20 protein-coding genes and 1 pseudogene are annotated in these 25,388 nt (G+C 68.8%); 8 read left to right on the top strand and 13 right to left on the bottom strand.

Annotated features, from left to right (window positions below):
* Nucleotides 1-86: 86 nt before the first annotated feature.
* From AB0I69_RS27615 to AB0I69_RS27600, 4 genes are all read right to left on the bottom strand, one after another.
* Entirely contained in the window at nucleotides 87-611 is a 525-nt protein-coding gene (locus AB0I69_RS27615; RefSeq protein WP_363098392.1) for a hypothetical protein, read from the bottom strand.
* 86 nt (nucleotides 612-697) lie between these two features.
* Entirely contained in the window at nucleotides 698-2,617 is a 1,920-nt protein-coding gene (locus AB0I69_RS27610; protein ID WP_363098391.1) for a S53 family peptidase, read from the bottom strand.
* A 265-nt stretch (nucleotides 2,618-2,882) separates the two neighbouring features.
* A complete protein-coding gene (locus tag AB0I69_RS27605; protein ID WP_363098390.1) occupies nucleotides 2,883-3,512 on the bottom strand; it encodes a DUF305 domain-containing protein in 630 nt (209 codons plus the stop codon).
* Entirely contained in the window at nucleotides 3,509-4,180 is a 672-nt protein-coding gene (locus tag AB0I69_RS27600; protein ID WP_363098389.1) for a DUF3105 domain-containing protein, read from the bottom strand. Before AB0I69_RS27600 ends, AB0I69_RS27605 begins: the two co-directional genes overlap by 4 nt.
* A gap of 342 nt (nucleotides 4,181-4,522) precedes the next feature.
* Between AB0I69_RS27600 and glnA the strand changes: the two genes are divergently transcribed.
* Nucleotides 4,523-5,884 carry a type I glutamate--ammonia ligase gene (glnA, locus tag AB0I69_RS27595; RefSeq protein WP_363098388.1) on the top strand — a complete coding sequence of 454 codons (1,362 nt, stop codon included), beginning with the start codon at nucleotides 4,523-4,525 and terminating at the stop codon, nucleotides 5,882-5,884.
* Between the two features lie 76 nt (nucleotides 5,885-5,960).
* Here glnA and AB0I69_RS27590 read toward each other — a convergent pair whose 3' ends face one another.
* The gene (locus AB0I69_RS27590) at nucleotides 5,961-6,662 is read right to left on the bottom strand and encodes a histone-like nucleoid-structuring protein Lsr2 (protein WP_363098387.1); all 702 of its coding nucleotides are present in this window, start codon (nucleotides 6,660-6,662) and stop codon (nucleotides 5,961-5,963) included.
* Between the two features lie 376 nt (nucleotides 6,663-7,038).
* Between AB0I69_RS27590 and AB0I69_RS27585 the strand changes: the two genes are divergently transcribed.
* Nucleotides 7,039-8,847, top strand: coding sequence for a hypothetical protein (locus tag AB0I69_RS27585; RefSeq protein ID WP_363098386.1), 1,809 nt, complete (start codon nucleotides 7,039-7,041; stop codon nucleotides 8,845-8,847).
* Nucleotides 8,848-8,875: 28 nt separating this feature from the next.
* On the opposite strand, the gene AB0I69_RS27580 is transcribed toward AB0I69_RS27585, so the two are convergent.
* The 4 genes from AB0I69_RS27580 to AB0I69_RS27565 all read right to left on the bottom strand — a co-directional run bounded on the left by AB0I69_RS27580 (nucleotide 8,876) and on the right by AB0I69_RS27565 (nucleotide 12,701).
* Entirely contained in the window at nucleotides 8,876-9,895 is a 1,020-nt protein-coding gene (locus AB0I69_RS27580) for a TolB-like translocation protein (RefSeq protein WP_363098385.1), read from the bottom strand.
* Nucleotides 9,892-11,190, bottom strand: coding sequence for an MFS transporter (locus tag AB0I69_RS27575; RefSeq protein ID WP_363098384.1), 1,299 nt, complete (start codon nucleotides 11,188-11,190; stop codon nucleotides 9,892-9,894). Before AB0I69_RS27575 ends, AB0I69_RS27580 begins: the two co-directional genes overlap by 4 nt.
* A gap of 1 nt (nucleotide 11,191) precedes the next feature.
* Entirely contained in the window at nucleotides 11,192-12,091 is a 900-nt protein-coding gene (locus tag AB0I69_RS27570; protein ID WP_363098383.1) for an alkaline phosphatase family protein, read from the bottom strand.
* Between the two features lie 169 nt (nucleotides 12,092-12,260).
* The gene (locus tag AB0I69_RS27565) at nucleotides 12,261-12,701 is read right to left on the bottom strand and encodes a VOC family protein (RefSeq protein ID WP_363098382.1); all 441 of its coding nucleotides are present in this window, start codon (nucleotides 12,699-12,701) and stop codon (nucleotides 12,261-12,263) included.
* Between the two features lie 172 nt (nucleotides 12,702-12,873).
* Between AB0I69_RS27565 and AB0I69_RS27560 the strand changes: the two genes are divergently transcribed.
* Nucleotides 12,874-15,873: a bifunctional [glutamine synthetase] adenylyltransferase/[glutamine synthetase]-adenylyl-L-tyrosine phosphorylase gene (locus tag AB0I69_RS27560; protein ID WP_363098381.1), complete on the top strand. Its 3,000-nt coding sequence runs from the start codon at nucleotides 12,874-12,876 to the stop codon at nucleotides 15,871-15,873.
* Nucleotides 15,874-15,952: 79 nt separating this feature from the next.
* Here AB0I69_RS27560 and AB0I69_RS27555 read toward each other — a convergent pair whose 3' ends face one another.
* Nucleotides 15,953-16,600 (bottom strand): hypothetical protein, encoded by a 648-nt coding sequence (locus AB0I69_RS27555; RefSeq protein ID WP_363098380.1) that lies wholly within the window; start codon nucleotides 16,598-16,600, stop codon nucleotides 15,953-15,955.
* 149 nt (nucleotides 16,601-16,749) lie between these two features.
* Between AB0I69_RS27555 and AB0I69_RS27550 the strand changes: the two genes are divergently transcribed.
* Complete coding sequence (locus tag AB0I69_RS27550) at nucleotides 16,750-17,547, top strand: hypothetical protein (RefSeq protein WP_363098379.1); 798 nt, start codon at nucleotides 16,750-16,752, stop codon at nucleotides 17,545-17,547.
* Between the two features lie 114 nt (nucleotides 17,548-17,661).
* Here AB0I69_RS27550 and AB0I69_RS27545 read toward each other — a convergent pair.
* A pseudogene (locus tag AB0I69_RS27545) lies at nucleotides 17,662-18,510 on the bottom strand (DMT family transporter); the annotation flags it as partial.
* 72 nt (nucleotides 18,511-18,582) lie between these two features.
* On the opposite strand from AB0I69_RS27545, the gene AB0I69_RS27540 reads away from it, so the two are divergent.
* Entirely contained in the window at nucleotides 18,583-19,506 is a 924-nt protein-coding gene (locus AB0I69_RS27540; RefSeq protein WP_363098378.1) for a LysR family transcriptional regulator, read from the top strand.
* 15 nt (nucleotides 19,507-19,521) lie between these two features.
* On the opposite strand, the gene AB0I69_RS27535 is transcribed toward AB0I69_RS27540, so the two are convergent.
* Together AB0I69_RS27535 and AB0I69_RS27530 are read right to left on the bottom strand one after the other, a co-directional pair.
* Nucleotides 19,522-20,382, bottom strand: a complete 861-nt coding sequence (locus AB0I69_RS27535; RefSeq protein WP_363098377.1) for a phosphatase PAP2 family protein — start codon at nucleotides 20,380-20,382, stop codon at nucleotides 19,522-19,524.
* A gap of 142 nt (nucleotides 20,383-20,524) precedes the next feature.
* The gene (locus AB0I69_RS27530; RefSeq protein WP_363098376.1) at nucleotides 20,525-21,559 is read right to left on the bottom strand and encodes a LacI family DNA-binding transcriptional regulator; all 1,035 of its coding nucleotides are present in this window, start codon (nucleotides 21,557-21,559) and stop codon (nucleotides 20,525-20,527) included.
* A gap of 350 nt (nucleotides 21,560-21,909) precedes the next feature.
* On the opposite strand from AB0I69_RS27530, the gene AB0I69_RS27525 reads away from it, so the two are divergent.
* The 3 genes from AB0I69_RS27525 to AB0I69_RS27515 all read left to right on the top strand — a co-directional run bounded on the left by AB0I69_RS27525 (nucleotide 21,910) and on the right by AB0I69_RS27515 (nucleotide 25,197).
* Nucleotides 21,910-23,184: an extracellular solute-binding protein gene (locus AB0I69_RS27525; RefSeq protein WP_363098375.1), complete on the top strand. Its 1,275-nt coding sequence runs from the start codon at nucleotides 21,910-21,912 to the stop codon at nucleotides 23,182-23,184.
* A gap of 128 nt (nucleotides 23,185-23,312) precedes the next feature.
* Complete coding sequence (locus AB0I69_RS27520; RefSeq protein ID WP_363098374.1) at nucleotides 23,313-24,317, top strand: sugar ABC transporter permease; 1,005 nt, start codon at nucleotides 23,313-23,315, stop codon at nucleotides 24,315-24,317.
* A 13-nt stretch (nucleotides 24,318-24,330) separates the two neighbouring features.
* Nucleotides 24,331-25,197 (top strand): ABC transporter permease subunit, encoded by an 867-nt coding sequence (locus AB0I69_RS27515; RefSeq protein ID WP_363098373.1) that lies wholly within the window; start codon nucleotides 24,331-24,333, stop codon nucleotides 25,195-25,197.
* Nucleotides 25,198-25,388: the final 191 nt, after the last annotated feature.

Below are 25,388 nucleotides of genomic sequence, written 5' to 3'. Positions count from 1 at the left end.
CGCAATGGGGTGGCGTGAGGTGTGGTGCACCCCACGCCACTCCGTCGTCTCTTCGTGTCTTCCTGTCTTCCCGTCTTCTTGTCGCGTCAGAAGTCCTGGTACGGGACCTGGTGGCCCGCGGCGTCCAGTGGCTTCGGCGAGATCTCCCTGCCGTTCGCCGGGAGCGGCCAGTCCTTCGGCGTGATCTGGATCCAGTAGCGCCCGGCGGGCAGTTGCTTGCCGGACGGGAACGGCTTGGTCGGCAGGATCTCGTTGGTCGCCACCCGGATCCGGGTGGCGCGCGAGGGCAGGGGCCCGTAGTTGACGTCGCTGTCACCGGGCCCCGGGCCGCTGGAGTAGTAGCCCGACGACGGGTTCTTCTCGTCGAACCCGCAGGCCCCGGCGTCCGGTACCCCGGAGGCCGCCGGGTCGCCGGGCCCGTTGACCTCCATGCACAGCTGCCCGCCCTGCTGCCAGGCGTACACCGACCAGGCCTGGCCCTGGTAGACGCCGCTGGTCAGCAGGACGTGCGGGGTCTGCGTCGGCTGGAAGTGGCCCGAGCAGCCGGCCGCCAGCAGGGCGACGGCCGCGACCGCCACCGCGCGCGGGTGGGCGGGCCTGAACGCCTTCACATCCACTCCTTCTTGGCCGGAGGCGAACGCAAAGGGGCGTGAGGTCCGTCAGGACCCCACGCCCCTATGCTGAACCGCTCAGCGGATCAGTGCTTCTGGTGTGACTGCTGCGACTTGTACGACTCCACGTAGCCACCCGTCGGGGTGCCCACGCCGGTCACGTCGTCATAGCCCTTCACCGCGGACAGCGAGCTGTCCTTGCCGAGGCTGCGGACCGAGGTCAGCAGGCCTTGGGAGGCGTCGAACGCGTTGGCGAAGTCCACGCGCGCCACCGCCAGGCCGGAGCCCGTCGGGTTGTCGGTCACGTCGTGGTAGACCTTCGTGCCGTACTTGGAGTAGATCGACGGGTTGGCGAAACCGATCGCCTTGCCGCCGCGCGCCTCCTGGGCCAGGGCCTGGACCGCCGCGATCACCGGGGAGGCGAGCGAGGTGCCGCCGATCCGGTACTCGCTGTACTGCACCGAACCGTCGGGGTAGGTCTGCGTCTGGCCGACCTTGAAACCGGTGTTCGGGTCGGCGATCGCCGAGATGTCCGGGACGACGCGGTTGCCGGTGGCGCTGTTGGCCTTGGCGAGCGCGTCCGGGACGACACCCTTCTGGTAGAAGGGCTCGGCCACGGTCTTGCTGGTGCCGCCGCCCGCACCCGAGGTGAAGGCGCCGGGGAAGCTGGTCCAGCTCTTGCCGTCCGTGGACAGCGCGGCCTTCTCGGTGCCCCAGCCGGTCTCCCACAGGTACTTGTCGCCCTTGCCGACGGCGAGGGAAGTACCGCCGACCGCCGTCACCCACGCCGAGTTGGCCGGGGTGTCGACCTGCTTCGTACCGGTGTTGGCGACCTCGTCGCCGTTGTCACCGGAGGAGAAGTAGAAGCCGATGCCCTCGACCGCGCCCAGCTGGAACACCTGGTCGTAGGCGGCCGCGAGGTCCGGGGTCTGGTTGGCCTCGATGTCGCCCCACGAGTTGGAGACGATGTCGGCCAGGTGGTTGTCGACGACCTTGCTGAGCGAGTCGAGCAGGTCGTCGTCCATGCAGGAGGCGGAGCCCACGTACGTGATGCCCGCGTCCGGCGCCACCGCGTGCACGGCCTCGACGTCGAGGGTCTCCTCGCCGTACCAGCCGGACGCGTCACAGGCCTCGGTCTGCGTGTACTGCGCGGGGAGGACCTGCTTGAGCTGGCTGGTGCTGTACTTCGCGTCGCCGTGGTTCTTCGCGTAGGTGGCCGCGTCGAAGGCGATGGTCGGCGAGGCGTAGGCGTCGGTGATGGCGACGCGCACGCCCTTGCCGGTGTACTTGCCCGCACCGTAGGCCGCACGCAGCTGCTTGCCGGTGTAGCCCTCGATGGCGTACGGGATCTTCTGGCCGTACGCCGAAGGCAGCGTGCTCGCGGTGTTGGAGCCGTAGTACGAGGAGAACGGCCCCGAGTTCTTGAACACCGTGGTCGGACCCGGCAGCGCGTCGTCGTGGTTCGCCTTGTGCGGGGCGTTGTCCAGACCGGTGACGGTCAGGACGGCACCGTTGAGGCTGTCCGGCGCGGAGGCGGTCTTCGACGGGGCGCGGTAGGTCTTCGAGCCCTTCGAGTAGTTGTGCAGCGAGGTGCTGAACGCCTTCTCGACCGCGGACACGTCACCGGTGACCGTGACGTAGTGCTGCGTGGTGCCGGTGACCTTCAGCCCGGCGGACTTCAGCCAGGACTTGACGGCGGTCACCTGGGCCGTCGTGGCGCCGAAGCGCTGCTGTACCTGAGCGGCGCTCAGGTACTTGCCGTACAGGGCCGAGCTCGGGTCCGAGACGGACTTGGCGTACGCCGCGAGGCCGGAGGCGTTCCGGCCGGCGAGGTAGACCCGGGCGGAGACCTGGGAGCTGTCGGAGGTCGCTCCCTTGTCCGCCTTGGCCGTCGCCCACGCGGGCTTGGTGCCCGCGAGCGTGTCCCGGCCCGGGGTGTCCGCGGCGTGCGCCGCGGGTATGCCGAGCGCCAGCGCACCGGCGATCATGGGCAGTGTCGCTGCCATGCTCACTCCGGCGCGCATGGTGGCGCGATTGGATCTCATAAAACCCCCTGCTATGCGGTTCCACGCATGGAGTGGTTGGTCGTCGTCGATCCGCACGGAACCCGCGGCGGGAGGGTCCGGGATGGATCACACGTGGGGGCCACTCTTTCGATGAACCGTTCATGCCAGGGGAACGCTAAAGTCAAGAGAAACCCAAGGAACCGTCACCTGGGGCGAATTGGGGCCTTTTTTCCTTACGGGCGTGTAACGAACGACCGGGGACGCTTTACGAACGCGCTTTTGCGCCACGCTCCTTGAGCATGTCGGCCATCAACTGGATCTCCGACTGCTGCGCGTCGACCATCCCCTGCGCCAGCCGTTTCTCCACCCCCACCCGGCACTTGTCCACACAGCCCTCGGCCATGTGGATACCGCCCTTGTGGTGGTCCGTCATGAGCTGCAGGAAGAACACCTCGGCGGGCTTGCCGCTCAGCGTGTTCAGCTTCTTCAGCTCGGTGTTGGTCGCCATCCCCGGCATCAGCGCGCCGTCCTTGCCGGACGCCATGTCGCCCATGCCCATCCAGGTCATCGGCGGATCGGCCGACACCTTCGGCAGGTTCCACAGGTCCAACCAGCCCAGCAGCATGCCCCGTTGGTTGGCCTGCGTCTGCGCGATGTCGTATGCGAGTCGCCGTACTTCCACGTTCTTCGTGCGGTCACGCACGATGTACGACATCTCGACGGCCTGCTGGTGGTGGACCGCCATGTCCCGCGCGAAGCCCGCGTCGGCCGAATCGGCCGTAGGAGCAGGGGAGTTGCTGGAGCCGCCGTCATCCTCGGCGACCGCGTACGTGATCGCGCCGGCCGCGACGAGCGCCGTCGCCGCGGCCCCCGCGATCAGTGCCACATGCCTCACTGCGACAGCCCGCCCGTGCACGCCGCACCCGGCTCCGGCGTCTGGCTGCCCTGCACGAACTTCGCGAAGAACTTGTTCACGTCCGGGTCGCTCGCGCTCTTCACCGTCCGCTGGTGCCCCCACGCCGACAGCATGATCGGGTCCTTCTGGCTGTCGTAAGGGCTCATCAGCGAGTACGGCGTCGACTTCACCTTGGTCGCGAGCGCCTTCACGTCGGCCGCCGAGGCCTTCTTGTTGTACGTCACCCAGACCGCGCCGTGCTCCAGCGCGTGCACCGCGTTCTCGTCCTTGACGGACTTGGCGTAGACGTCGCCGTTGCAGTTCAGCCACACCGGGTTGTGGTTGCCGCCCACCGGCGGGTGCATCGGGTAGTTCACCGTGCCGCTGACGTGGGTGCGCCCCAGCGTGCCCTTCCACGTGTTCACGCCGTCCGCGCCGGCGACGAAGTGACCCGAACCGCCGCTCTTGGAGTCGCTCGCGGAGCTGTCCTTCTTGCCGGACTGCGCGTGCACGACGGCGACACCACCGACGACGAGACCGGCGACGACCACCGCGCTCGCCGCGATCTTCACGATCCGGGTGCGTCGCTCGCGGGACTGCTCGGCGCGCCGCATCTCCTCGATGCGGGCCTTGCGCGCCGCGGTACCGGTCTTCTTGGCGGAACCCATGAGATGTGTGTCCTTTTGGGGGAAGGGACGGGACGGTCGGGACCTGCTGATCGTAGTGGGGGAGGAAAGGGTTCTTGTAGGGCGCCCACAGCAAAGACCGCAGAAGAGTGCGATGTGCCCGGGCCAGGCATTACGAATGTCAGTCCGAGCAGGCAAGATGGTCAGCAGATGGGCATCAGCGCAGGACATCTGCCGTACGCGAGCCGTTCAGCCCGAGGACGGCCGGTCGATCAAGGTCGGCAACGCGCACGAAATGGTGTTGTGGTGGGATGCTCAGGTGCCCGACCGCCTCCTGCGGTACGAGGACAGGCGGCCTGACCAGCAAGGATGGGGAAGCGGAAGATGGACAAGCAGCAGGAGTTCGTGCTCCGGACGTTGGAGGAGCGCGACATCCGGTTCGTACGGCTGTGGTTCACGGACGTGCTGGGCTTCCTCAAGTCCGTCGCCGTGGCCCCGGCCGAGCTGGAACAGGCCTTCGACGAGGGCATCGGCTTCGACGGCTCCGCGATCGAGGGCTTCGCCCGGGTCTACGAGTCCGACATGATCGCCAAGCCGGACCCCTCCACCTTCCAGGTCCTGCCGTGGCGCGCGGAGGCTCCCGGTACGGCCCGGATGTTCTGCGACATCCTGATGCCGGACGGCTCCCCGTCCTTCGCGGACCCGCGCTACGTCCTGAAGCGCGCCCTCGCCAAGACCTCCGACCTGGGCTTCACCTTCTACACCCACCCGGAGATCGAGTTCTTCCTCCTGAAGGACCGCCCCCTGGACGGCTCCCGCCCGACGCCCGCCGACACCTCCGGCTACTTCGACCACACCCCGCAGAACGTGGGCATGGACTTCCGCCGCCAGGCGATCACCATGCTGGAGTCGATGGGCATCTCGGTCGAGTTCTCCCACCACGAGGGCGCGCCCGGCCAGCAGGAAATTGATCTGAGGTACGCCGACGCGCTCTCCACGGCGGACAACATCATGACGTTCCGCCTGGTCATGAAGCAGGTGGCGCTGGAGCAGGGCGTGCAGGCCACGTTCATGCCGAAGCCGTTCTCGGAGCACCCGGGCAGCGGTATGCACACGCACCTGTCGTTGTTCGAGGGCGACCGGAACGCGTTCTACGAGTCGGGTTCCGAGTACCAGCTCTCCAAGGTCGGCCGCTCCTTCATCGCGGGCCTGCTGAAGCACGCCGCGGAGATCTCCGCCGTCACCAACCAGTGGGTCAACTCCTACAAGCGCATCTGGGGCGGCTCCGAGCGCACGGCGGGCGCGGGCGGCGAGGCCCCCTCGTACATCTGCTGGGGCCACAACAACCGCAGCGCCCTGGTCCGCGTCCCCATGTACAAGCCCGGCAAGACGGGCTCGGCGCGGGTCGAGGTCCGCTCCCTGGACTCGGGCGCGAACCCGTACCTGGCATACGCACTCCTCCTGGCCGCCGGCCTGAAGGGCATCGAGGAGGGCTACGAGCTCCCCCCGGGCGCCGAGGACGACGTCTGGGCCCTCTCCGACGCGGAACGCCGCGCGATGGGCATCGAGCCGCTGCCCCAGAACCTGGGCGAGGCCCTGACCCTGATGGAGCGCAGCGACCTGGTCGCGGAGACCCTGGGCGAGCACGTCTTCGACTTCTTCCTGCGCAACAAGCGGCAGGAGTGGGAGGAGTACCGCAGCGAGGTCACCGCGTTCGAGCTGCGGAAGAACCTGCCGGTGCTGTAGGCGCTGCCGTACGGCAAGAGGGTGGGCCCGACGGTCGTTTGAACCGTCGGGCCCACCCTCTTTTCCGGTGTCCGGGTCAGGACGTGGGGCTGCCCGCCGCCCGCCACTCCTCCAGGATGTGGTGGGGGATGCGGCCACGGGCCGGCACGCCGAGCCCTGCATCGCGGGCCCAGGCACGTACCACCTTGGGGTCGTGTGCGTGACCGCGAGGCGCGGGTGCCTGCCGCAGGGTCGAGTGCCGGCGGTGCGCCTCGTCGAGCTGCCGCGTCAGTTCCCCGATCCGGGCCTCCAGCTCCTGCGCCGACGTCCCGACGCAGTGCGGGAACATCCGGGACAGCAGCCCGCCGCCCATGGTGAGCAGCAGCAGGAACGCACCGCCCGCCACCGGGGCGTAGCCCGCCATGGGCTGGGTGGCCGCCGGTGAGTGCGCCTTCGAGAGCGCGACGACGAGCCCCGTGGCGGTGACCCCGAGGAAGCCGAGGAGTCCGCTGCACTTGCGCGAGAACTCCTCGTCCGCCTTGATGCGGATGAGTCGGCCGACGACGAGGCCGATCGCGAGGCAGGCGCCGTATGTCAACAGGTACCAGGTCCAGTCGGCCGGTGCGACGACGTTGAGGGCGGCGCGGGTGGGGCCGACGGCGGCCACGTAGAAGATCAGTCCGTGCCAGCTCGGACGCTTTCCGCACCAGGCGTTCGGCTTGCCGTTGCTGTCCTCCCACCACGGAATCGGCACCGACCAGCCATCCGCGCGCGTACCCTTGAAGTAAGAGAGAGCCATGTCAGCGTCCTTTGTGCGCTTAGTGGTTTCAAGATCGTGCCCGAATGCGACTCGGGCCCGATTTCTTCTCTCGCAATCGACCCCCTGAGCGCATTTCAGGGGGTCGTTGCTTTCCGCAGTGTCAAGAGTGGCGGATCCGGGGATTGCGGCGCAAGTTTCCGCAGCCGATTTGTTTCTTGGTACTTGCAGGTCAGAGGCGTATTTTCTTGATCAACTCATGAATGGCGAAAGCAAACACAAGAAGCCGCTCTTGCCGCGCATGAAGAGCTGCTAATTTCACACGATGGCGCCGCCTCCGCACACACACGTGCTGAACAACATCAGCAATCCGCGTGATTTGATCAGATACGCCGTCGCGTCCCAGCTGGGACGTCTGATGTTGCGTCGGGACCTTGAGGTCAACCAGGGTGCCATCGCGCTCCAGATGGGCATGAAGGACGACTCGGCGCTTTCGCACGCCCTCGGTGCCGGGCAGGCTCAGTTCGAGGACGCGCACCTCAAGCGGTTCGACCTGATCATGTCCGTGCTCGGCCTGGACCACGCGGGCGGCCTGAGTGCGCTGGCCGTCCGGCTGCGCGGTGCACACGACCGCAGGGGCGGCCCGGTCGACCCCCACTCGCCGGCCGCCACCCACCGGGAGCTGCTGAGCCGCCTGTCGAACGACGAGGACACCGTGCTGCTCCAGGCCGACGCCCTCGTCTCCCGGCTGCGGGTCGCCTCCGATCTGGGCAGGCCGGTGCACCGTCAGAGCACCGACGAGATCGACCCGGTGGTCAGCCGGCTGATCCTGATCGGCGCCGCGCCGCCCACCCAGCGCAACGTCGAGGCGCTCATCTGGCTGGGCACCCTGTCGGGATACGCCTTCGAACTGATGAGGGAGCGGCTGGTCGAGACGGTGAGTACGACCCCGCTCGGTTTCCGGGTGTGGCGGGCGGTCACCAAGAGCGTGCTGCTGAACACCGTGAACACGGCCGCGGCGAAGGATTCCAAGGTCGACAAGGCCGCCATCAGGTCCCTCCGTGTCTGCGTGCAGCGCTTGCTGCAGCGTGCCGAGGAGCTGCGGGAGACGAGCTTGTATCCGGGCCGTTCCCTCGATCTCGAACTGGCCATCTCCCTGCCCGGAGGCTGGTCCGATCCCTCGGACGGGCCGCCGGGCGACTGGGTCGGCAAGGTGCTGCTCGACCGGGCCCGGAACACCGACGCCACCCTGCGGGAACGCGCCACCGCCGCGCACGGCCTGTGGCAGCGTGCCGTACAGGGAAAGGGCCGGGACAAGGAGACCGTCGAGGCTGAGGTGCGAGCGCTGATCGACGAGTTCCAGGACGCCGACGCGCGCCCCGACATAGCCGCCGGGATGCGCTGGACGGCCGCCACGCTCGACGCCGTCGTCACCGAGGGCGTGGAGGTGTGCAACGTATGGCCCGCGAACGACGAGTCATGGTTCGGCACCGTCATGAACGCGGCCGAGAGCCTGGGCCAGGACCTGACGATACCCGAGCATGTACGGCCCGCCACCAGAAGGCTGTTCGAGCACGCGCTGCTGCAGAACGCCGGTGTCCCGCGCCGTCAGGCGATCGACACGATCGTCGCGGCGGGCTGGGCCGCGCAGGTCGCCACCGCCCTGATCGACGTCCTCACGAAGGAACGGCAGGAGTCCTGGCTGCGGATCCGGGCACTGTTCGCACTGGGGTTCCTGCAGTGCCGCAACCAGGAGGTACGACAGGCTCTCGTCGACGCCTGTGTCCGGGCCGCCGAGAACCTGTCCAAGTGCGACCACCCCGACGAGAAGCCCGCCATGGTCACCGAACTGCACGCCGCGCTCTTCGCCGTCGGCGACTGTTTCGGCGCGCGCGGCGCGGAGAAGGAGGCCCGGCTGGTGCGTGAGCGGCTCCGGCCCACGCTGGACACACTGGTGAGGTCGGATCTCCTCACCGCCGAACGGACGTGGCCGGTCGCCCGCGCCGCCGCCTATCTGCTCACCTTCACCGCGCAGGGCCGGGGCGGCGGTACGGCGGAGGATCTCTCCCAGGTCCTGTTGAAACTCCTGGCCGGCCACGATGACCCCGTGACCAAGCAACTGAGCACGTGGGCCCTGCGGTTCCGCTTCGCCGAAGACGACGGCTCGGTACGGCCGCTGCTGGACGCGGCCCGGCTCGACTCGGACGGGCATCTCCAGTTCGGCTGACGAACTGTCAGCCCCGACGCGGGGAGTCTCACCGCACGAAAGCCGGCGACACCGCCGCCGTACTGATCCGCCGGGCCCTGCCCGTGCCGTCCGCCGGTACCTCGTACAGGTCCGCCCCGTAGTCCCCGGGCATGGCGTAGACGATCGTGTGGTCGTCGCGCCAGACCGCCTGGTCGTCGACGCTCCTCGGCTCCGCCAGCGAAGTCTCGTGCATCGTGCGGAGGTTGAGCACGTAAAGGTGCCACGGGGCGTCCTTCGGGAGGCCCTTCACCCGTTTCTTGAAGGCGATCCTCGTGCCGTCGGGGGACAGGGACGGGCACTCGACATTGGTGTGGATCGTGGTGACCGTCCGCGCCCGCAGGTCGCCCCGCACCAGATACGTGCTGCCCTTCGTCGCCAGCGTCGCGTAGAACGTGCGGTCGTCCGACGCGAAGGTCACGCCCCAGAAGTTGACGTCCGCCGCGTGGTAGACGTGGCCGTCCTTGAGGATGCGGAACGACTCCAGGGTCGGGATCAGCTTCCCCGTCCTGGTGTCCACGATCGCTGCCCGCGTCGAGAAGTTCGTCCCCGCGTACGAGTCGCCGCCGACGAACGCCGTCCACGCGGCGAAGTGGCCCGTGGGGGAGACCCGGGCACGGGAGGGGATGCCGGGGACGTCGTAGTGGGCCGTCTCCTTGAGGTGGGCGTCCAGGATCAGTGCGCGGTACGTGTCCGTGACCGTGCCGTGGACCGCCTGGAGGCAGACTCCGGTGCCCGAAGCGGCGTAGAAGCGGAGGCACTTGAGGTCGGATGCGGTGCGTGGGCCGGAGGGGTCGGCGGCCGGGACCGTGGTCAGTTCGTCGCGGTGCGGGCCCCACGCCATGTTGCGGAACACCATGGTGCCGGGCGTCGTCAGGGCGAGCCTGCCCGCTGTGATCTTCGGGCCGCCGGGCTGGGCCTGGTCCCGTCGCTCCGCTCGCGCGGACGCGTGCAGGACCGAGGCCGTGGCGACGGCGGCGAGGGCGGCGACGGCCGCGAGGAGGACCAGGATGCGGTTGCGCAGGTTCATGAGGCGGACTCCAGAACTGTTCGGCCGGGGCGGAGCGTCAGGGCGAACACCGCGCAGACCGTCAGTGCCACCGCCGACGCCATGAGCGCCGTACGGTCGCCCCACAGCGTCCACGCCGCGCCGAAGCCGAGCGAGCACACGAACCTCGCCGCAGCCTGGCCCGTCTGCACCAACGCGAGCCCCGACGAACGCAGTTCCTCCGGCACGCTGTCCGAGGCCACCGCCATCAGCACGCCGTCGGTCGCCGCGTAGAAGCCGCCGTGCAGGAGGAGGACGGCGTAGGGGAGGGCCGTGCCGTGCCAGGAGGTCAGCAATATGGCGTACGCCGTGAGGAGGGCTCCGTGGCCCGCCAGGAACACCCGCCAGCGGCCGACACGGTCCGCGAGGCGGCCCAGTGGCACGGCCAGGAGCAGGAACGCCGCCGCCGTGCCCAGCGGCAGCAGCGCGAACCAGCGGTCCGGCACGCCGAGTCGCCGTTGCAGCAGCAGGTAGACGAAGGAGTCGCTGACCGTCGCCAGGCCCAGCAGGAGGGCGCAGACGGTGATCCGGCGCAGGTCGCGGCGGCCGAGGAGGGCGAACGCCGCGCGGAGGGTCGGGTGTACGGCCTCCCCGGCTGCCGGTGCTGAGGAGACCACCGGCGCCGACGAGGAACGCGGCACGAACAGCACCAGCACCAGGACGCCGACCACCGCCACACAGAAGCTCACCGTGAACACCGCGTCGTACCCGTCCACCGTCGTCCGGAGGATCAGGAACGCCACCAGCGGGCCGAGCAGCGCGCCCGCCGTGTCCATCGCGCGGTGTACGCCGAAGGCACGGCCGCGGTTCTCCGGGGTGGAGGAGAGCGAGATCAGTGCGTCGCGCGGTGCCGTGCGCAGGCCCTTGCCCGTGCGGTCGGCGGCCAGGACCAGGCCGATGGGGGTGAGGGTGTGGGCCAGGAGGAGGAGGGGTTTGCAGGCCGCCGAGATGCCGTAGCCGATGCCCGCGATCCACTTGTGGCGGCCGCCGCCGCGGTCGGCGAGGTGGCCGCCGGCCAGGCGGACGAGTGCCGAGAAGCCGTTGTAGATGCCGTCCAGGAGACCGAAGCCCAGCGGTGACAGGCCGAGGCCTGTCACCAGGTACAGCGGGAGGACCGCGGTCACCATCTCGGACGACACGTCGGTGATCAGGCTGACCGCGCCGAGCGCGAAGACCGTGGGGGAGACGACGGCGGACACCCGCGCCGTCCTACGGGCAATACCCGTAGTACTCCCGGCACTTGGGTCGGCGTTGGCGCGGCTGTCCGCCACGTACATCTCAGGACGCCCAGATGCCGGTGATGTCGGCGGCCGAGGCCGCGTTGCCCGCGTGGGCGGACAGGCCCTGGGAGTCCTCCAGGGTCCGCAGCAGGTTGTAGTGGTTGTACGTGGTCGAGGACGTGGCGCCCGCGGTCACCGGCTGGCCGTAGAACACCGTCGGGATGCGGTTGCCGCTGAGCAGGTTGTCCTCGTCGAAGGTGACGACGAGCAGGCTGTTGTGGGTCTTGGCCCAAGTGGCGTATGCGCCGAGGTTGTTCTTCAGCCAGGTGTCGCCGGTCGCCACCGAGCAGTCGTGCATGTCGCTGCACAGGTTCGGGGTGACGAAGGAGATGTCGGGGAGCGTCGTGTAGTCCGTGGGGAACTGCGCGAACGTCTTGGCCGTGGAGGTCGCGACGTTGCTGAAGCCGAACCACGGGTTGTGCTTACGCGCGTAGGTGCCGCTGCTGCACGTCGTCGAACCCTGGCTCGGCAGCGTCTCGTTGTAGCTCGCCCACGTGCCGCCCGCGGCGGTCACCTCGGAGGCGAGGTTCGCGGCCGAGGAGAAGCCGGCCGTGTAGCAGCTGTCGCTGGTGATGCCCTGGGTGGAGCCGGAGAACAGGGCGAAGTAGTTGGGCTGGCTCGGGTGGGTGATCCCGTACGACTGGGTGAGGGCGGCACCGCCGGACGCGAGCGAGTTGATGTAGGGGGCACTGGAGGAGCCGATGACCTGGCTGTAGGCGTGGTTCTCCATGACCACGACGACGACGTGGTCCGGGGTCGGTACCCCGGTCGCGGCGTGCGCGGTCGAGACGGTGCCGAAACCGGTCCAGACCCCGACGGCGGCTGCCGAGAAGGCGAGCGCGGACGCCACGACGGCGCGGCTGCGGCGGTATACGGACCTGCCGGAACTGCCGGGCATTTCTAGACTGCCGGACACTTCTACCTCCGGGTGGGGGGAGTACGGGGGTGACGGTGCGGACAGAGCATGCACACGCCAAAATGCCCGCATCCCACGGCTCTCAACCCGACGGATGAAGAAGTGGTGAACTACTCCTGCCGGCGGTGAACCACTTCCGCCGGCGGTTGAACTACTCCCGCGGCGCGGCCAGTTGAGCCAGCACCTGGTGGAGCGGCTCGGCGGCCCGCTTCCGGTACTCCTGGATCGCCCAGCCGTTGCCGTCAGGATCCTTGAAGTACATGAACGTCGCGCCGTCCTGCGGGGCGAACTGCACCGGCTCACTCACGTCGAGCCCGCGCGCGGTCAGCTCGTCGTAGGCCGCCTTGGCGTCCGCGACGCACAGCTGCATGCCGTGGTACGTCCCCGGCCGCGGGGTTCCGGTGGGGATCCGCAGTCCGTCGACCAGCGCGATCGAACAGCCCGAGCCCGGCGGCGTCAGCTGCACGATCCGCACGCCCTCCATCACCTCGCCGTCCAGGTCCACGTGGAAGCCGACCTTGTCCCGGTAGAACTCCTTGGCCCGGTCCACGTCCGAGACCGGCAGCAGGATCACTTCGAGGGTCATGTCCATGGTGTGACTCCTTTGTCATACCTCGGGTGTACGTACTTCCGTCGTACCTCGAACGGCTCTCCCCACAGAACCCGAATCCGCGGCAGGGCGCCAGCGCGAGACCCCGGGTTACGCTCACGTGTACGACCTTGATCGGAGCCTGATCAGGACGCGATCGGACGGGAGGCCGAGGATGACGGCGCCGGGACGCAGGAGCAGTACCTTCACGCGACTGCTGCGGCACGGCTTCACCGATCCCTCGGCCGCCGAGCGGCTCCTGGAGAGCACGGAACTGGCGCCGATAAGGAACGACCCGGTCCTGCTGGAGGCCCTGGGCGCCACCGCCGACCCGGACCTGGCCCTCCAGGGTCTGGTACGGCTGCTGGAGGCGCAGCCCGAGCCCACCGCCCGGCATGAGCTCCAGGACACGCTGATCGCGGCGAAGCCGTTGCGCGACCGGCTGCTCGGTGTGCTCGGCGCCTCCGCCGCCCTCGGCGACCACCTCGCCCGGCACCCGCGCGACTGGCACGCCCTCGTCATGTACGAGCCCCGCGACCTCCACCCCGGGGTGGAGGAGTTCGAGCGCGGGCTGGCGGAGGCCACCGACCCGGTCGCCCTCCGCGTCGCCTACCGCCGCTGCCTGCTGTCCATCGCCGCCCGCGACGTGTGCGGCACCACCGACCTCGCCCAGACCGCCGCCGAGCTCGCCGACCTCGCCACCGCCACGCTGCGCGCCGCCCTCGCCATCGCGAGCGCCGCCGCACCGGACGACGCCGTGCTGTGCCGGCTCGCGGTGATCGCGATGGGCAAGTGCGGCGGCCACGAGCTGAACTACGTCTCCGACGTCGACGTCATCTTCGTCGGCGAGGCCGTCGACGGCGCCGACGAGGGCAAGGCGCTCCGCGCCGCCACCAAGCTCGCCGCGCACATGATGCGGATCTGCTCCGAGACCACCGTCGAGGGGTCCATCTGGCCCGTCGACGCCAACCTCCGCCCCGAGGGCCGCAACGGCCCGCTGGTCCGCACCCTCGCCAGCCACCTCGCCTACTACCACCGCTGGGCCAAGACCTGGGAGTTCCAGGCCCTGCTCAAGGCCCGCCCGGTGGCCGGCGACCTCGCGCTCGGCCAGGAGTACGTCGACGCACTCGAACCCCTCGTGTGGACGGTCGCCGAGCGCGAGAACTTCGTCACCGACGTGCAGAAGATGCGCCGCCGTGTCGTCGAGAACATCCCCGCCGCCGAGATCGAGCGCGAACTGAAGCTCGCCCCCGGCGGCCTCCGCGACGTCGAATTCGCCGTCCAGCTCCTGCAGTTGGTGCACGGCCGCGCCGACACCTCGCTGCGCAGCGGCACCACGCTCGTCGCGCTGGAGGCCCTCGCCGCCGGCGGCTACGTCGGCCGCGAGGACGCCGCTCGCCTCGACGACGCCTACCGCTTCCTGCGCACCATGGAACACCGCATCCAGCTCTACCGGTTGCGCCGCACCCACCTGGTCCCCGTCGAGGAGGCCGACCAGCGCCGTCTCGGCCGCTCCATGGGCCTGCGCACCGACCCGGTGGCCGAGTTGAACCGCGAGTGGAAGCGCCACGCGACGGTCGTACGACGCCTGCACGAGAAGCTCTTCTACCGCCCGCTGCTCGACGCGGTCGCCCAACTCGCCCCCGGCGAGACCAGGTTGAGCCCTCGGGCGGCCCGCGAACGGCTGGTCGCCCTCGGCTACATCGACCCGGCGGCGGCCCTCCGGCACATCGAGGCACTCGCCTCCGGCATCACCCGCAAGGCCGCCATCCAACGCACCCTGCTGCCCGTCCTGTTGGGCTGGTTCGCGGACTCCGCCGACCCGGACGCGGGCCTCCTCAACTTCCGCAAGGTGTCCGACGCGCTCGGCAAAACCCCTTGGTACCTGCGGCTGTTGAGAGACGAGGGCGCCGCCGCCGAGAACCTCGCCCGCGTCCTGTCGGCCGGCCGCCTCGCCCCCGACCTCCTCATGCGGGCCCCCGAAGCGGTCGCCCTGCTCGGCGACGGAGACGGCGGCAGCGGCCTCGAACCACGCGAACGCGCCCACCTGGAACAGGAGATCCTCGCCGCGGTGGGCCGCGCCGACGACGCCGTCCAGGCGGTCACCTTCGCCCGCGGAGTCCGCCGCCGCGAACTCTTCCGTACGGCCGCCTTCGACATCGTCGGCTCCTACGGCACCGAGACCCAGCCCGTCGAAGCGGACCAGGGCGCCCTGGTCGACCGGGTCGGCGGCGCCGTCTCCGACCTCACCGCGGCGACCCTCGCCGGCACCCTGCGCGCGGTGGTCCGCGCGGGCTGGGGCGACACCCTCCCCACCCGCTTCGCCGTCATCGGCATGGGCCGCTTCGGCGGCCACGAACTGGGCTACGGCTCCGACGCGGACGTCCTGTTCGTCCACGAACCCCGCGAGGGCATGCCCGAGCGCGAGGCCTCCGACGCGGCCAACAAGGTCGTCTCCGAGATGCGCCGGCTGCTCCAGGTCGCCAGCTCGGACCCGCCGCTGCTGATCGACGCGGATCTCCGGCCGGAGGGCAAGTCGGGGCCGCTCGTACGGTCGTTGAACTCCTACGAGGCGTACTACCGCCGGTGGTCCCTGGTCTGGGAGTCGCAGGCGTTGTTGCGGGCCGAACCTGTTGCCGGGGACGAGGAGTTGGGGCGTCGGTTCATCGAGCTGGTCGATCCGCTGCGGTATCCGGCGGAGGGGCTCGGTGATGATGCCGTACGGGAGATCCGGCGGCTCAAGGCCCGGATGGAGTCCGAGCGGTTGCCTCGCGGCGCGGACCCGACTCTGCACACCAAGCTGGGGCGTGGGGGGCTCTCCGACGTCGAGTGGACTGTGCAGCTCATGCAGTTGCAGCATGGGTGGGCGGAGCCGGGGTTGCGTACCACGCGTACGCGGGCGGCTCTTGCTGCGGCCTGTGCTGCCGAGCTGATGTCCGCCGAGGACGCTTCGATACTGGACGAGGCTTGGGTGTTGGCGACCCGGGTTCGTAATGCGGTGATGTTGGTGCGGGGGCGAGCGGGCGACACGTTTCCTTCTGATCCGCGTGAACTGGCTGCCGTGGGAAGGTACTTGGGGTACGGGCCCGGGCATGTGGGGGACATGCTTGATGACTATCGGCGTACGACTCGTCGGGCGCGTGGTGTGGTGGACGTGTTGTTCTACGGGGCCTGAGGACTCCTGACAAAAGTGCTGGGCTTGGCCCGGTGAGCGGTCGGTGTCGTGCACGAGGCCGCCGCTCGATCACAGCCCCCTATGGCTGAGTGGGTTCGGCCGACGGGACGCGTTGGCGGCGCAGGAGCAGCCCTGCGGGCCGCCACAGGGCGAAGGCCAGGCCGAGGCCGAGGGGGATCTGCAGGAACTGCTGGATCACCGGAGGCCCGGGCTTGTTCCCCCGCTTGAGCGAGGCACTGCCCTGCGGATCGACGGTCACCGTGTAAGTGCCGCCCACCACCCACTTCCAGCCCATGAGCCCGTTCTCCTCGAACGGAGCCAGTGGCGGGCCGTCGAGGACGGTGACCGTGTAGCGGTGAACGCCCGGATCCATGCCGTCACCGGCGTTCCACTGAATCTGTCGGACCCTGACGTGTTCGGTACGCCCGTGCTGGTGCAGTGCCTGCTGATCCAGCTCCAGGTTCTGCAGGATCAGCACCCCGAAGAGGCACACCGCACACAGCAGCCACCGGATGTCCAAGTACCAGCACGTGCACAGGAACACGCAGCCGAGGAGGATCGCCAGCGCGCACAACGCGTCGATCCACTGGGCGTGCGTGACGAAGGCCGTGCGCCCGATCAGACGCACGATCGCCCACAGCATCAACGCTGCGCCGGTGCTCGCGGCGCCCGCCAGCACCCGCCGGCCCACGCCTGTCCGCTCTTGGCCTGCTTCCTCCGCGCTCACCCTCACCCCTGCTCTCGACGAAAGCGCCGTCCTGGTGGTGCACGCGTTCCAATGTATGGATTGTTGAACGATCCTTCAATAGAATGGTTCAACATCGAGTCGTCTGCTGCGCGGACGCGGAACGGCAACCAACCGGAGGGCTGCAGGAGATGAGCCGGCATCAGGACGAACAGGTCGACGACCTCGGGCAGATCCTGTTCAGCGACGACCCCGCGCTGCAGCTTGAGGGGATCCTGCTGGGTCTGGAGACCGCGGAAGGCACAGTCACCCTCGATCCCGCACAGACGTACCGCATGCCCACTGCCCTCTTCGAGTTCAGGCATGCCCTGGGCAGGGGCGACTTCGGGATGCGGTACACGTGGGCAACCTCGCTCGACGACATACCCGAGGAACCGCAGATCGAAGGCGCCATCCTGTTCGGCATGAGGCGCCTACCGCCCGAGTTCTCCGACCTGCGCATGCCGGACCCGCCAGGATCCGACGACGACGGGGACCGCCTCGACGAGAAGCGGCCCACCATATTCGACGAGCTGCGCATGCCCGAGCCGCCGCGACGCGACCCCGACCAGGTCTACTTCGGCATGAGAAGCAGGCCGCCCGGCTACGCCGACCTGCGCTCGATCCCCGGATGGGAACTGCACGAGATACCCGATGAACAGCCAGGACAGTGGCAGCGCTACGGATACACCCACTCCCGGCTGGAACTGCGAACGCCCGACGGGGACATCTACTCCCGGATCTGGCTCCCGCACGAGCCCGAGTGGGCAGCCGCCGCCCTGCGTCACGGCTACGTCGTGTGCCTGTGCGGCGTGGAACTGGGGATCCACGCACCGTACGCGATGACCGCCGCCCAGCACACCCCGGTCATGCGCTACGAGGCCTTCCGCCGCGGATGCGCGGTGGGTCTGAACGTCGGCGGGCTCGTCGCCTACGTCGGCCACCGCTGACGCGCAACACCGAGCCGGCACGCTTCGAGTACGAGTCGGCCCGCGACGCGGCGTTCGAGCGGGCCCTGCGGACGATGTGAGGTCGACGTGCTGAAATCCCGACACTGAACGGTGCCTTGAGAGTGCTACGCCCGCCAGGACCACCGCCATGCCCGCTACGACCCTCGGCCCTACCCTCTCGTCCAGCAGCACCGCACCCAACGAAACCGACACAACTGGCAGCAGATATCCCACCGTTGCCGCGCTCGTCGCGCCCTCGTCGGCGATCAGGCGGTAGTTGAGGTAGAACGTGACGCCGGTGCCGAGGACGCCGAGAGCGGTCACTGCCAGCAGGGCCGTTGGGTCGGGGTGTACCGGACCGGCGGCAGGCAGGGCGAGGGTGGTCCAAGCCGTCGCGGCCATCAACTGGGCCGCCGACATCGCCAACGGCGCCTGGCCCGTGGTGAGTTTGCGGGCCATGTACGCGAAGGCCACGGCGTAGCTCGCGGCGGCGCCCAGGAGGGCCAGGGCGCCCCAGCTGAGCAGGCCCGAGCGGTGCCAGGGGGCGAAGATCAGGACCGTACCGGCGAAGCCGAGGAGGAGTCCGGTCAGGCGGGCTCGGCTCAGGCCGCGGTCTGTGCCGAGGGCGATGCCGATCAGCAGGGACCACAAGGGAGTTGTGGCGTTCAGGACGCCCGCCACGCCGGAGTCGACGGTCTGCTCGCCGACGCTGAACAACGCGAAGGGGATGGCGTTGCAGAACAGGGCGGCCAGCGCCAGGCGGAGCCAGGTCGTACGGTCGCGCGGCAGGCGCTGACCGGCCGAGCGGGCCAGGGCCAGCAGCACCAGCGTGCCGAGGGCGCAGCGGGTGATCGTGATCTGGGCGGGGGAGAGGCCGTGGTTCAGGGCGAGTTTGATCCACAGGAAGCCCGACCCCCACAGGAGGGCGAGCACGGCCATGCGGACTGTCGAAGCGGGCTGCATGGGTCCACGGTCGGGCAGGCCGTCCTTTCAGGACAAGCGAATGATTCTACAGTGACTGTTAACCTCTGCTACATGCTTGATGTGCGACGCATGCAGGTACTACGGGCTGTGGTCGGGTGTGGGTCGGTGACCGCCGCGGCGGCCCGGCTCGGTTACACGCCGTCCGCCGTCAGTCAGCAGGTCGGGGCGTTGGAGAAGGAGGCCGGGACCGCGCTGCTTGAGCGGGTCGGGCGCGGGGTGCGGCCCACGGCGGCCGGGCTGCTGCTCACCGGGTACGCGGACGCGATCGCCGGGCAGGTCGCCGAGGCGGAGACGGCGCTGGCCGACCTGGTGGCCGGGCGCACGGGACGGCTCGCGGTCCGCTATTTCGCCACCGCCGGTGCTGCTCTGGTCGCCCCTGCCGTGGCCCGGCTACGCGTCGAACACCCGGGAGTCCAGCTGGAGTTGAAGCTGACCGACCCCGAGGATCCGCTGCCCGAGGTGAAGGAGGGGCGGGCGGATGTCGCGCTCGTGGTCGGGGCGTCCGGGGTTTCCGGGAGACACGAGGGCGTACGGCTCGTGAAACTGCTCGATGATCCGTATCTCGCCGTCCTGCCCAAGGGACATCGGCTGGCGGGGCGGCGGAGTGTGGAGCTGGGGGAGCTGGCCGAGGAGTCGTGGGTCGGGAGTGAGTGGCCGGGGCCCTGTCTCGATGCCCAGCTCGGCGCGTGTGACGCAGCCGGGTTCCGGCCGCGGTTCGCGGTCGAGAGCGAGGACTACGTGACGGCTCAGGGTTTTGTGGCGGCGGGCCTAGGGGTGGCCCTGATTCCCCGGCTGGGGCTCGGCAGCCGCCACCCCGACGTGGTCGTACGGGTCGTACGGGATCCGGAGCCCGTACGGACCATCCACGCGGCCGTCCGCGAGACGGCACCGCCACAGCCGGCTCTGCGGGCGTTTCTGCGGGCGCTGCGGGACGCGGCGACCGGCGGTGACCAGGCCTTGGGTATCGCCGACTGACCTTGGTTTCGCCGGTCAGGCCTTGGTGGGCAGCCAGCTACCGCTCGTCCCCCGTACCGCCACCGTCCGCGGCAGGGCGTACGGGAAGGCGCCGTACCAGAGGCGGGAGACCGTGAAGCCGAAGGCCAGGCAGAGCATGCCGCCGACCGCGTCGAGCCAGAAGTGGTTGGCCGTGGAGACGATGACCATGAGGGTCGCCACCGGGTAGAGGAGTCCCAGGATGCGGACCCAGGGGAGTTTCGCCAGGGCGAAGATCGTCAGGCCGCACCACAGGGACCAGCCGATGTGCATGGACGGCATCGCGGCGTACTGGTTCGACATGTGCTTCAGGTCGCCGGACGCCATCGAGCCCCAGGTCTGGTGGACCATGACCGTGTCGACGAAGTGGCCGCCGTTCATGAGGCGCGGCGGGGCCAGCGGGAAGAAGTAGTAGCCGATCAGGGCCACGGCCGTCGTCGCGAAGAGGACGAGGCGGGTCGCCGCGTACCGGCCCGGATGACTGCGGTACAGCCACACGAGGACACCCAGCGTGACCACGAAGTGCAGTGTGGCGTAGTAGTAGTTCATGCCGACGATCAGCCAAGTCACCGAGTTCACGGCGTGGTTGACCGACTGCTCGACGGCGATGCCGAGATGGTTCTCGACGCGCCAGAGCCAGTCCGCGTTGCGCAGCGCCTGGCCCCGCTGTTCCGGAACGGCGTTGCGGATCTGTGAGTACGTCCAGTAACTGACCGCGATCAGCAGGATCTCGAACCAGAGCCGGGGCCGGCGCGGGGTGCGCAGCCGGCGCAGAAAGCCCTGCCCCGCGGCGTCCGCGACGGGGCTCGGAACGGCTTCTTCACGGCCTTCCAATGTCGTCACGGTGGTCTCACCCATAGACACGAAGTCTGCCAGAAAAGGCTTCCGCGACCGATCATCCCCCGGTCGGGTCCGGCTCGCATGTTCTACGACGGGAAGAGTGCCCGGACTACTACCAGCGCACTGGGCGCAACCGCGGTTTCTCCCCCTTGGGGATGATTTAGTGACGCTTCCGGTCCCCAGGCGCCGAAGCCGTCGAACCGCGCACCACCAGCTCCGGCATGAACACGAACTCACTGTGCGGTGCGGGCGTCCCGCCGATCTCCTCCAGCAACGTCCGTACCGCGGCCTGGCCCATCGCCGGCACCGGCTTGCGGATCGTCGTCAGCGGCGGATCGGTGAACGCGATCAGCGGGGAGTCGTCGAAACCGACCACCGAGACGTCCCGGGGCACCTCAAGACCGCGCTGCCGGGCCGCCCGTATCGCGCCGAGCGCCATCATGTCGCTCGCGCACACGATCGCCGTACAGTCGCGGTCGATCAACGCGGCGGCGGCGGCCTGCCCGCCCTCCAGCGTGTACAGCGAGTGCTGGACCAGCCGGGTCTCCACGTCCTCGGCGGTCAGGGCCAGTTGGTCCTGCATCGTGCGGACGAAGCCCTCGATCTTGCGTTGTACGGGGACGAACCGCTTGGGGCCCAGCGCCAGTCCGATGCGGGTGTGGCCGAGCGAGACGAGGTGGGTGACGGCGAGGGTCATCGCCGCGCGGTCGTCGGGGGAGATGAACGGCGCCTGCACCTTCGGCGAGAAGCCGTCCACGAGGACGAACGGCACGCCCTGCGCCCGGAGTTGCTCGTAGCGCTGCATGTCCGCGGAGGTGTCCGCGTGCAGTCCGGAGACGAAGATGATGCCCGCGACGCCGCGGTCGACGAGCATCTCGGTCAGCTCGTCCTCCGTGGAACCGCCCGGGGTCTGGGTGGCGAGCACCGGGGTGTAGCCCTGCCTGGTCAGCGCCTGCCCTATGACCTGCGCCAGGGCGGGGAATATCGGGTTCTCCAACTCCGGTGTTATCAGGCCGACCAGGCCCTCGCTGCGCTGCCGCAGCCGCACCGGACGTTCGTAGCCGAGCACGTCGAGCGCGGCGAGGACGGACTGACGGGTGGTGGCGGCGACGCCCGGCTTGCCGTTGAGGACGCGGCTGACGGTCGCTTCGCTCACCCCCGCCTGGGCGGCGATGTCGGCAAGCCGTGTGGTCACGGGAGTGGACTGTACCGGCCGTCGGCGCGCTGCGGGTTGCTGCGTCATCGCGATCCCTCGTGTTCTGGTCGGCGTACGGCATGCGGCAAGAGCTTGCAGAGTCTTGCACAAGTGTCCCATTGCCCGCTCAGCCCCATCAATACCGGGTTTCGCGGGGGTCGAGAAGAGGTCACGGGCAGGTAACTCTCAGGTTGTCTTGCAGTTTTTTGCAGCAAGGACTTTCGCAGCGCTTACATCGCTGTTACGTTCGGCGACGCCCGGCGGCCGCGAAGGCGCAGTCGGCGAGTCGCAGGGGCGGCGGACGGGCCCGCCCCCTGCAGCACACGGGCTTTCACCCTCAAGGAGAACTCATGCGGCGTGGCATAGCGGCCACCGCGCTGGTGGCGTCCCTCGCCCTCGCGGCGACGGCCTGCGGCGGCAGTGACAGTGGCAGCGGCAAGTCGGACGGGCCGGTCACCATCACCTGGTGGGACACCTCCAACGCCACCAATGAGGCACCCACGTACAAGGCCCTGGTCGCCAAGTTCGAGGCGGCCAACAAGAACGTCAAGGTCAAGTACGTCAACGTGCCCTTCGATCAGGCGCAGAACAAGTTCGACACCGCCGCCGGCTCCAAGGGCGCCCCGGACGTGCTGCGTTCGGAGGTCGGCTGGACCCCCGCCTTCGCGAAGAAGGGCTACTTCCTGCCGCTCGACGGCACCGAAGCCCTCGCGGACCAGGCGAAGTTCAAGTCGAACCTGATCACGCAGGCCCAGTACGACGGCAAGACGTACGGTGTGCCGCTGGTCACCGACACCCTGGCCCTCGTCTACAACAAGGCGCTGTTCAAGCAGGCCGGGATCACCCAAGCGCCCACCACCTGGGACGAGTTGAAGACCGACGCGGCGACGATCAAGGCCAAGGCCAAGGTCGACGGCTACTGGGGCTCCACCCAGGCCTACTACGCGCAGACCTTCCTCTACGGCGAGGGCACCGACACCGTCGACGCCTCCGCGAAGAAGATCACCGTGGACTCCGCCGCCGCGAAGAAGGCCTACGGCACCTGGCTGAGCCTCTTCTCCGGCACCGGCCTGCACAAGGCCGACACCACCGCGGACGCCTACGCCCACATCCAGGACGCGTTCGTCAACGGCAAGGTCGCCGCGATCATCCAGGGCCCCTGGGAGATCACGAACTTCTACAAGGGCTCGGCCTTCAAGGACAAGTCCAACCTCGGCATCGCCACGATCCCGGCCGGCTCCACCGGCAAGTCCGGTGCCCCGACCGGCGGTCACAACCTCTCGGTCTACGCCGGCTCGGACTCCGCGCACCAGAAGGCGGCCCTGAAGTTCGTCAACTTCATGACCTCCGCCGCCTCCCAGTCGACGATCGCGCTGAAGAACTCGACGCTGCCGACCCGCGACGACGCCTACACCGCCGCCGTGAAGTCCGACCCGGGGATCGCCGGCTTCCAGAGCGTCCTCGGCGCCGCCCAGCCGCGCCCGGCGCTCGCCGAGTACAGCTCGCTGTGGGGTCCGCTGGACACCGAACTGCCCAAGGTCGCCGGTGGCAAGGAGTCCCTCGACAAGGGCCTGAGCAACGCCGAGTTGGCGATCCAGAAGCTGGTCCCGGACTTCAGCAAGTAGCCCCGAGTGGCCGTCGGATCCGCCAGGACAGGTACTGGGGGGACGGATCCGGCGGCCATCGGCCTGCGTCGCCGTAGCCCTCGAACTTGCCGTACCCGCTTGAACTTCCAGAAGGTGTCGAACGAACCATGACAGTCGCCATCGACCGCGCGACCGGCAAGCGCCACGGTGACCGCGCACCCCGACCCGGGCCCGGCAGGCGCCTCAAGTTCGCGTACCAGAAGCACTGGTACGCGTACGCGATGATCATCCCCGTGGTCGTCGTGCTCGGCGTCCTCGTGCTGTACCCCCTGGCGTACGGCCTGTATCTGACGCTCACCGACGCCAACAGCCTCAACACCGCGCGCACGATCGGCGTCAACCACATCGACGCCACCTACAAGTTCATCGGGCTCGACAACTACAAGGACATCCTGTTCGGCCCGACGTCGTACGACCGCTTCTGGTCGCACTTCATCTGGACGATCGTCTGGACCGCGCTCTGCGTAGCCCTCCACTACACGGTGGGCCTCGCCCTGGCCCTGTTGCTCAACCAGAAGCTGCGCGCCAGGACCCTCTACCGGCTGATCCTCATCCTGCCGTGGGCCGTCCCCACCTTCGTCACGGTCTTCGGCTGGCGCTTCATGCTCGCCGACGGCGGCATCATCAACTCCGCGCTGCACAGCCTGCATCTGCCCCAACCCGACTGGCTGGAAAGCACGTTCTGGCAGCGGTTCGCCGCGATCATGGTCAACACCTGGTGCGGTGTGCCCTTCATGATGGTCTCGCTGCTCGGCGGCCTCCAGTCCATCGACACCTCGCTCTACGAGGCCGCCGAGATGGACGGCGCCAGCCCCTGGCAGCGCTTCCGCTACGTCACCCTGCCGGGCCTCAGGTCGGTCAGCTCCACCGTCGTACTACTGGGCATCATCTGGACGTTCAACCAGTTCGCCGTCATCTTCCTGCTGTTCGGCAACACCGCACCCGACGCCCAGATCCTCGTCACCTGGTCGTACTTCCTCGGATTCGGCCAACAGCCGCGCGACTTCGCCCAGTCGGCCGCCTACGGCATCCTGCTGCTGGCCATCCTGATCGTCTTCACCTCCTTCTACCGCCGCTGGCTGAACCGCAATGACCAACAGCTCGCGATCTGAGGCAGGAGTCCCCATGAGCACCACGACCACACCGCAACGGACCCGCCGCCGGGGCGAGTTGAGCCGCGCAGGCTCCATCGGCTCCCATGGCATCCTGATCGTCGCGAGCCTGATCGCCCTCTTCCCGATCGCCTGGCTGGTCTTCCTCTCCCTCGGCCCGGACTCGGACGACTATCTCCACCCGGCCGGCATCTGGAAGAAGATGACGTTCGGCAACTACTCGTTCGTCCTCCAACACACCGAGTTCTTCGACTGGTTGAAGAGTTCGCTGATCGTCTCGCTCGGCACCACGGTCATCGGCGTGACCATCGCCGCCAGCACCGGCTACGCCGTCTCGCGCATGCGCTTCCCCGGCTACCGGAAGTTCATGTGGGTGCTGCTGGTCACCCAGATGTTCCCGATAGCGGTACTCATCGTGCCGATGTACCAGATCCTGGCCGACCTGCAGCTCATCGACAGCTACCTTGGTCTCATCCTCGTCTACTGCTCGACGGCGGTGCCCTACTGTGCCTGGCTGCTCAAGGGGTACTTCGACACGATCCCGTTCGAGATCGACGAGGCGGGACGCGTCGACGGGCTGAACCCCTTCGGCACGTTCCTGCGACTGATCCTGCCGCTCGCAAAGCCGGGCCTGGCGGTCGCAGCGTTCTACAGCTTCCTCACGGCCTTCGGTGAGGTCGCGTTCGCGTCGACGTTCATGCTGTCCGACACGAAGTACACGTTCGCGGTCGGGTTGCAGACGTTCGTGAGTGAGCACGACGCGCAGCGCAACCTGATGGCTGCGACGGCGGTGTTGATCGCGATACCCGTGGCCGCGTTCTTCTATCTCGTGCAGAAGAACTTGGTCAGCGGCCTGACGGCGGGTGGAACCAAGGGCTAGAACGCCGGTTTCGTTGTTGTCTGCGGGTCCGTCGTGGCTGGTCGCGCAGTTCCCCGCGCCCCTTTGGGGGGCGTTGCCCCCCAAACCCCCCTGAGACCCGAGGCGGCCGTGGTGGTCATCCGACCCCGCTATCACCGCGGTCGCCTCGTCATCAACTCCCCATGAACAGAACCCCGTTACATACCAAGGAC

Origin of the sequence: Streptomyces sp. NPDC050508 (genome assembly GCF_040655155.1) — a bacterium.
GTDB lineage: Bacteria > Actinomycetota > Actinomycetes > Streptomycetales > Streptomycetaceae > Streptomyces.
Note: the sequence above shows the minus strand (reverse complement) of the source record. Positions and strands in the feature narration are given on the sequence as shown.

Excerpts from the sequence above, each read along its gene's own strand:
- AB0I69_RS27535 (WP_363098377.1), bottom strand. The coding sequence starts at position 20,382 with ATGGGTGAGACCACCGTGACGACATTGGAAGGCCGTGAAGAAGCCGTT.
- AB0I69_RS27565 (WP_363098382.1), bottom strand. The coding sequence starts at position 12,701 with ATGGACATGACCCTCGAAGTGATCCTGCTGCCGGTCTCGGACGTGGAC.
- AB0I69_RS27590 (WP_363098387.1), bottom strand. The coding sequence starts at position 6,662 with ATGGCTCTCTCTTACTTCAAGGGTACGCGCGCGGATGGCTGGTCGGTG.
- AB0I69_RS27560 (WP_363098381.1), top strand. The coding sequence starts at position 12,874 with ATGACGGCGCCGGGACGCAGGAGCAGTACCTTCACGCGACTGCTGCGG.
- AB0I69_RS27515 (WP_363098373.1), top strand. The coding sequence starts at position 24,331 with ATGAGCACCACGACCACACCGCAACGGACCCGCCGCCGGGGCGAGTTG.
- glnA (WP_363098388.1), top strand. The coding sequence starts at position 4,523 with ATGGACAAGCAGCAGGAGTTCGTGCTCCGGACGTTGGAGGAGCGCGAC.
- AB0I69_RS27600 (WP_363098389.1), bottom strand. The coding sequence starts at position 4,180 with ATGGGTTCCGCCAAGAAGACCGGTACCGCGGCGCGCAAGGCCCGCATC.
- AB0I69_RS27540 (WP_363098378.1), top strand. The coding sequence starts at position 18,583 with ATGCTTGATGTGCGACGCATGCAGGTACTACGGGCTGTGGTCGGGTGT.
- AB0I69_RS27610 (WP_363098391.1), bottom strand. The coding sequence starts at position 2,617 with ATGGCAGCGACACTGCCCATGATCGCCGGTGCGCTGGCGCTCGGCATA.
- AB0I69_RS27585 (WP_363098386.1), top strand. The coding sequence starts at position 7,039 with ATGTTGCGTCGGGACCTTGAGGTCAACCAGGGTGCCATCGCGCTCCAG.
- AB0I69_RS27525 (WP_363098375.1), top strand. The coding sequence starts at position 21,910 with ATGCGGCGTGGCATAGCGGCCACCGCGCTGGTGGCGTCCCTCGCCCTC.
- AB0I69_RS27580 (WP_363098385.1), bottom strand. The coding sequence starts at position 9,895 with ATGAACCTGCGCAACCGCATCCTGGTCCTCCTCGCGGCCGTCGCCGCC.
- AB0I69_RS27550 (WP_363098379.1), top strand. The coding sequence starts at position 16,750 with ATGAGCCGGCATCAGGACGAACAGGTCGACGACCTCGGGCAGATCCTG.
- AB0I69_RS27575 (WP_363098384.1), bottom strand. The coding sequence starts at position 11,190 with ATGTACGTGGCGGACAGCCGCGCCAACGCCGACCCAAGTGCCGGGAGT.
- AB0I69_RS27520 (WP_363098374.1), top strand. The coding sequence starts at position 23,313 with ATGACAGTCGCCATCGACCGCGCGACCGGCAAGCGCCACGGTGACCGC.
- AB0I69_RS27570 (WP_363098383.1), bottom strand. The coding sequence starts at position 12,091 with ATGCCCGGCAGTTCCGGCAGGTCCGTATACCGCCGCAGCCGCGCCGTC.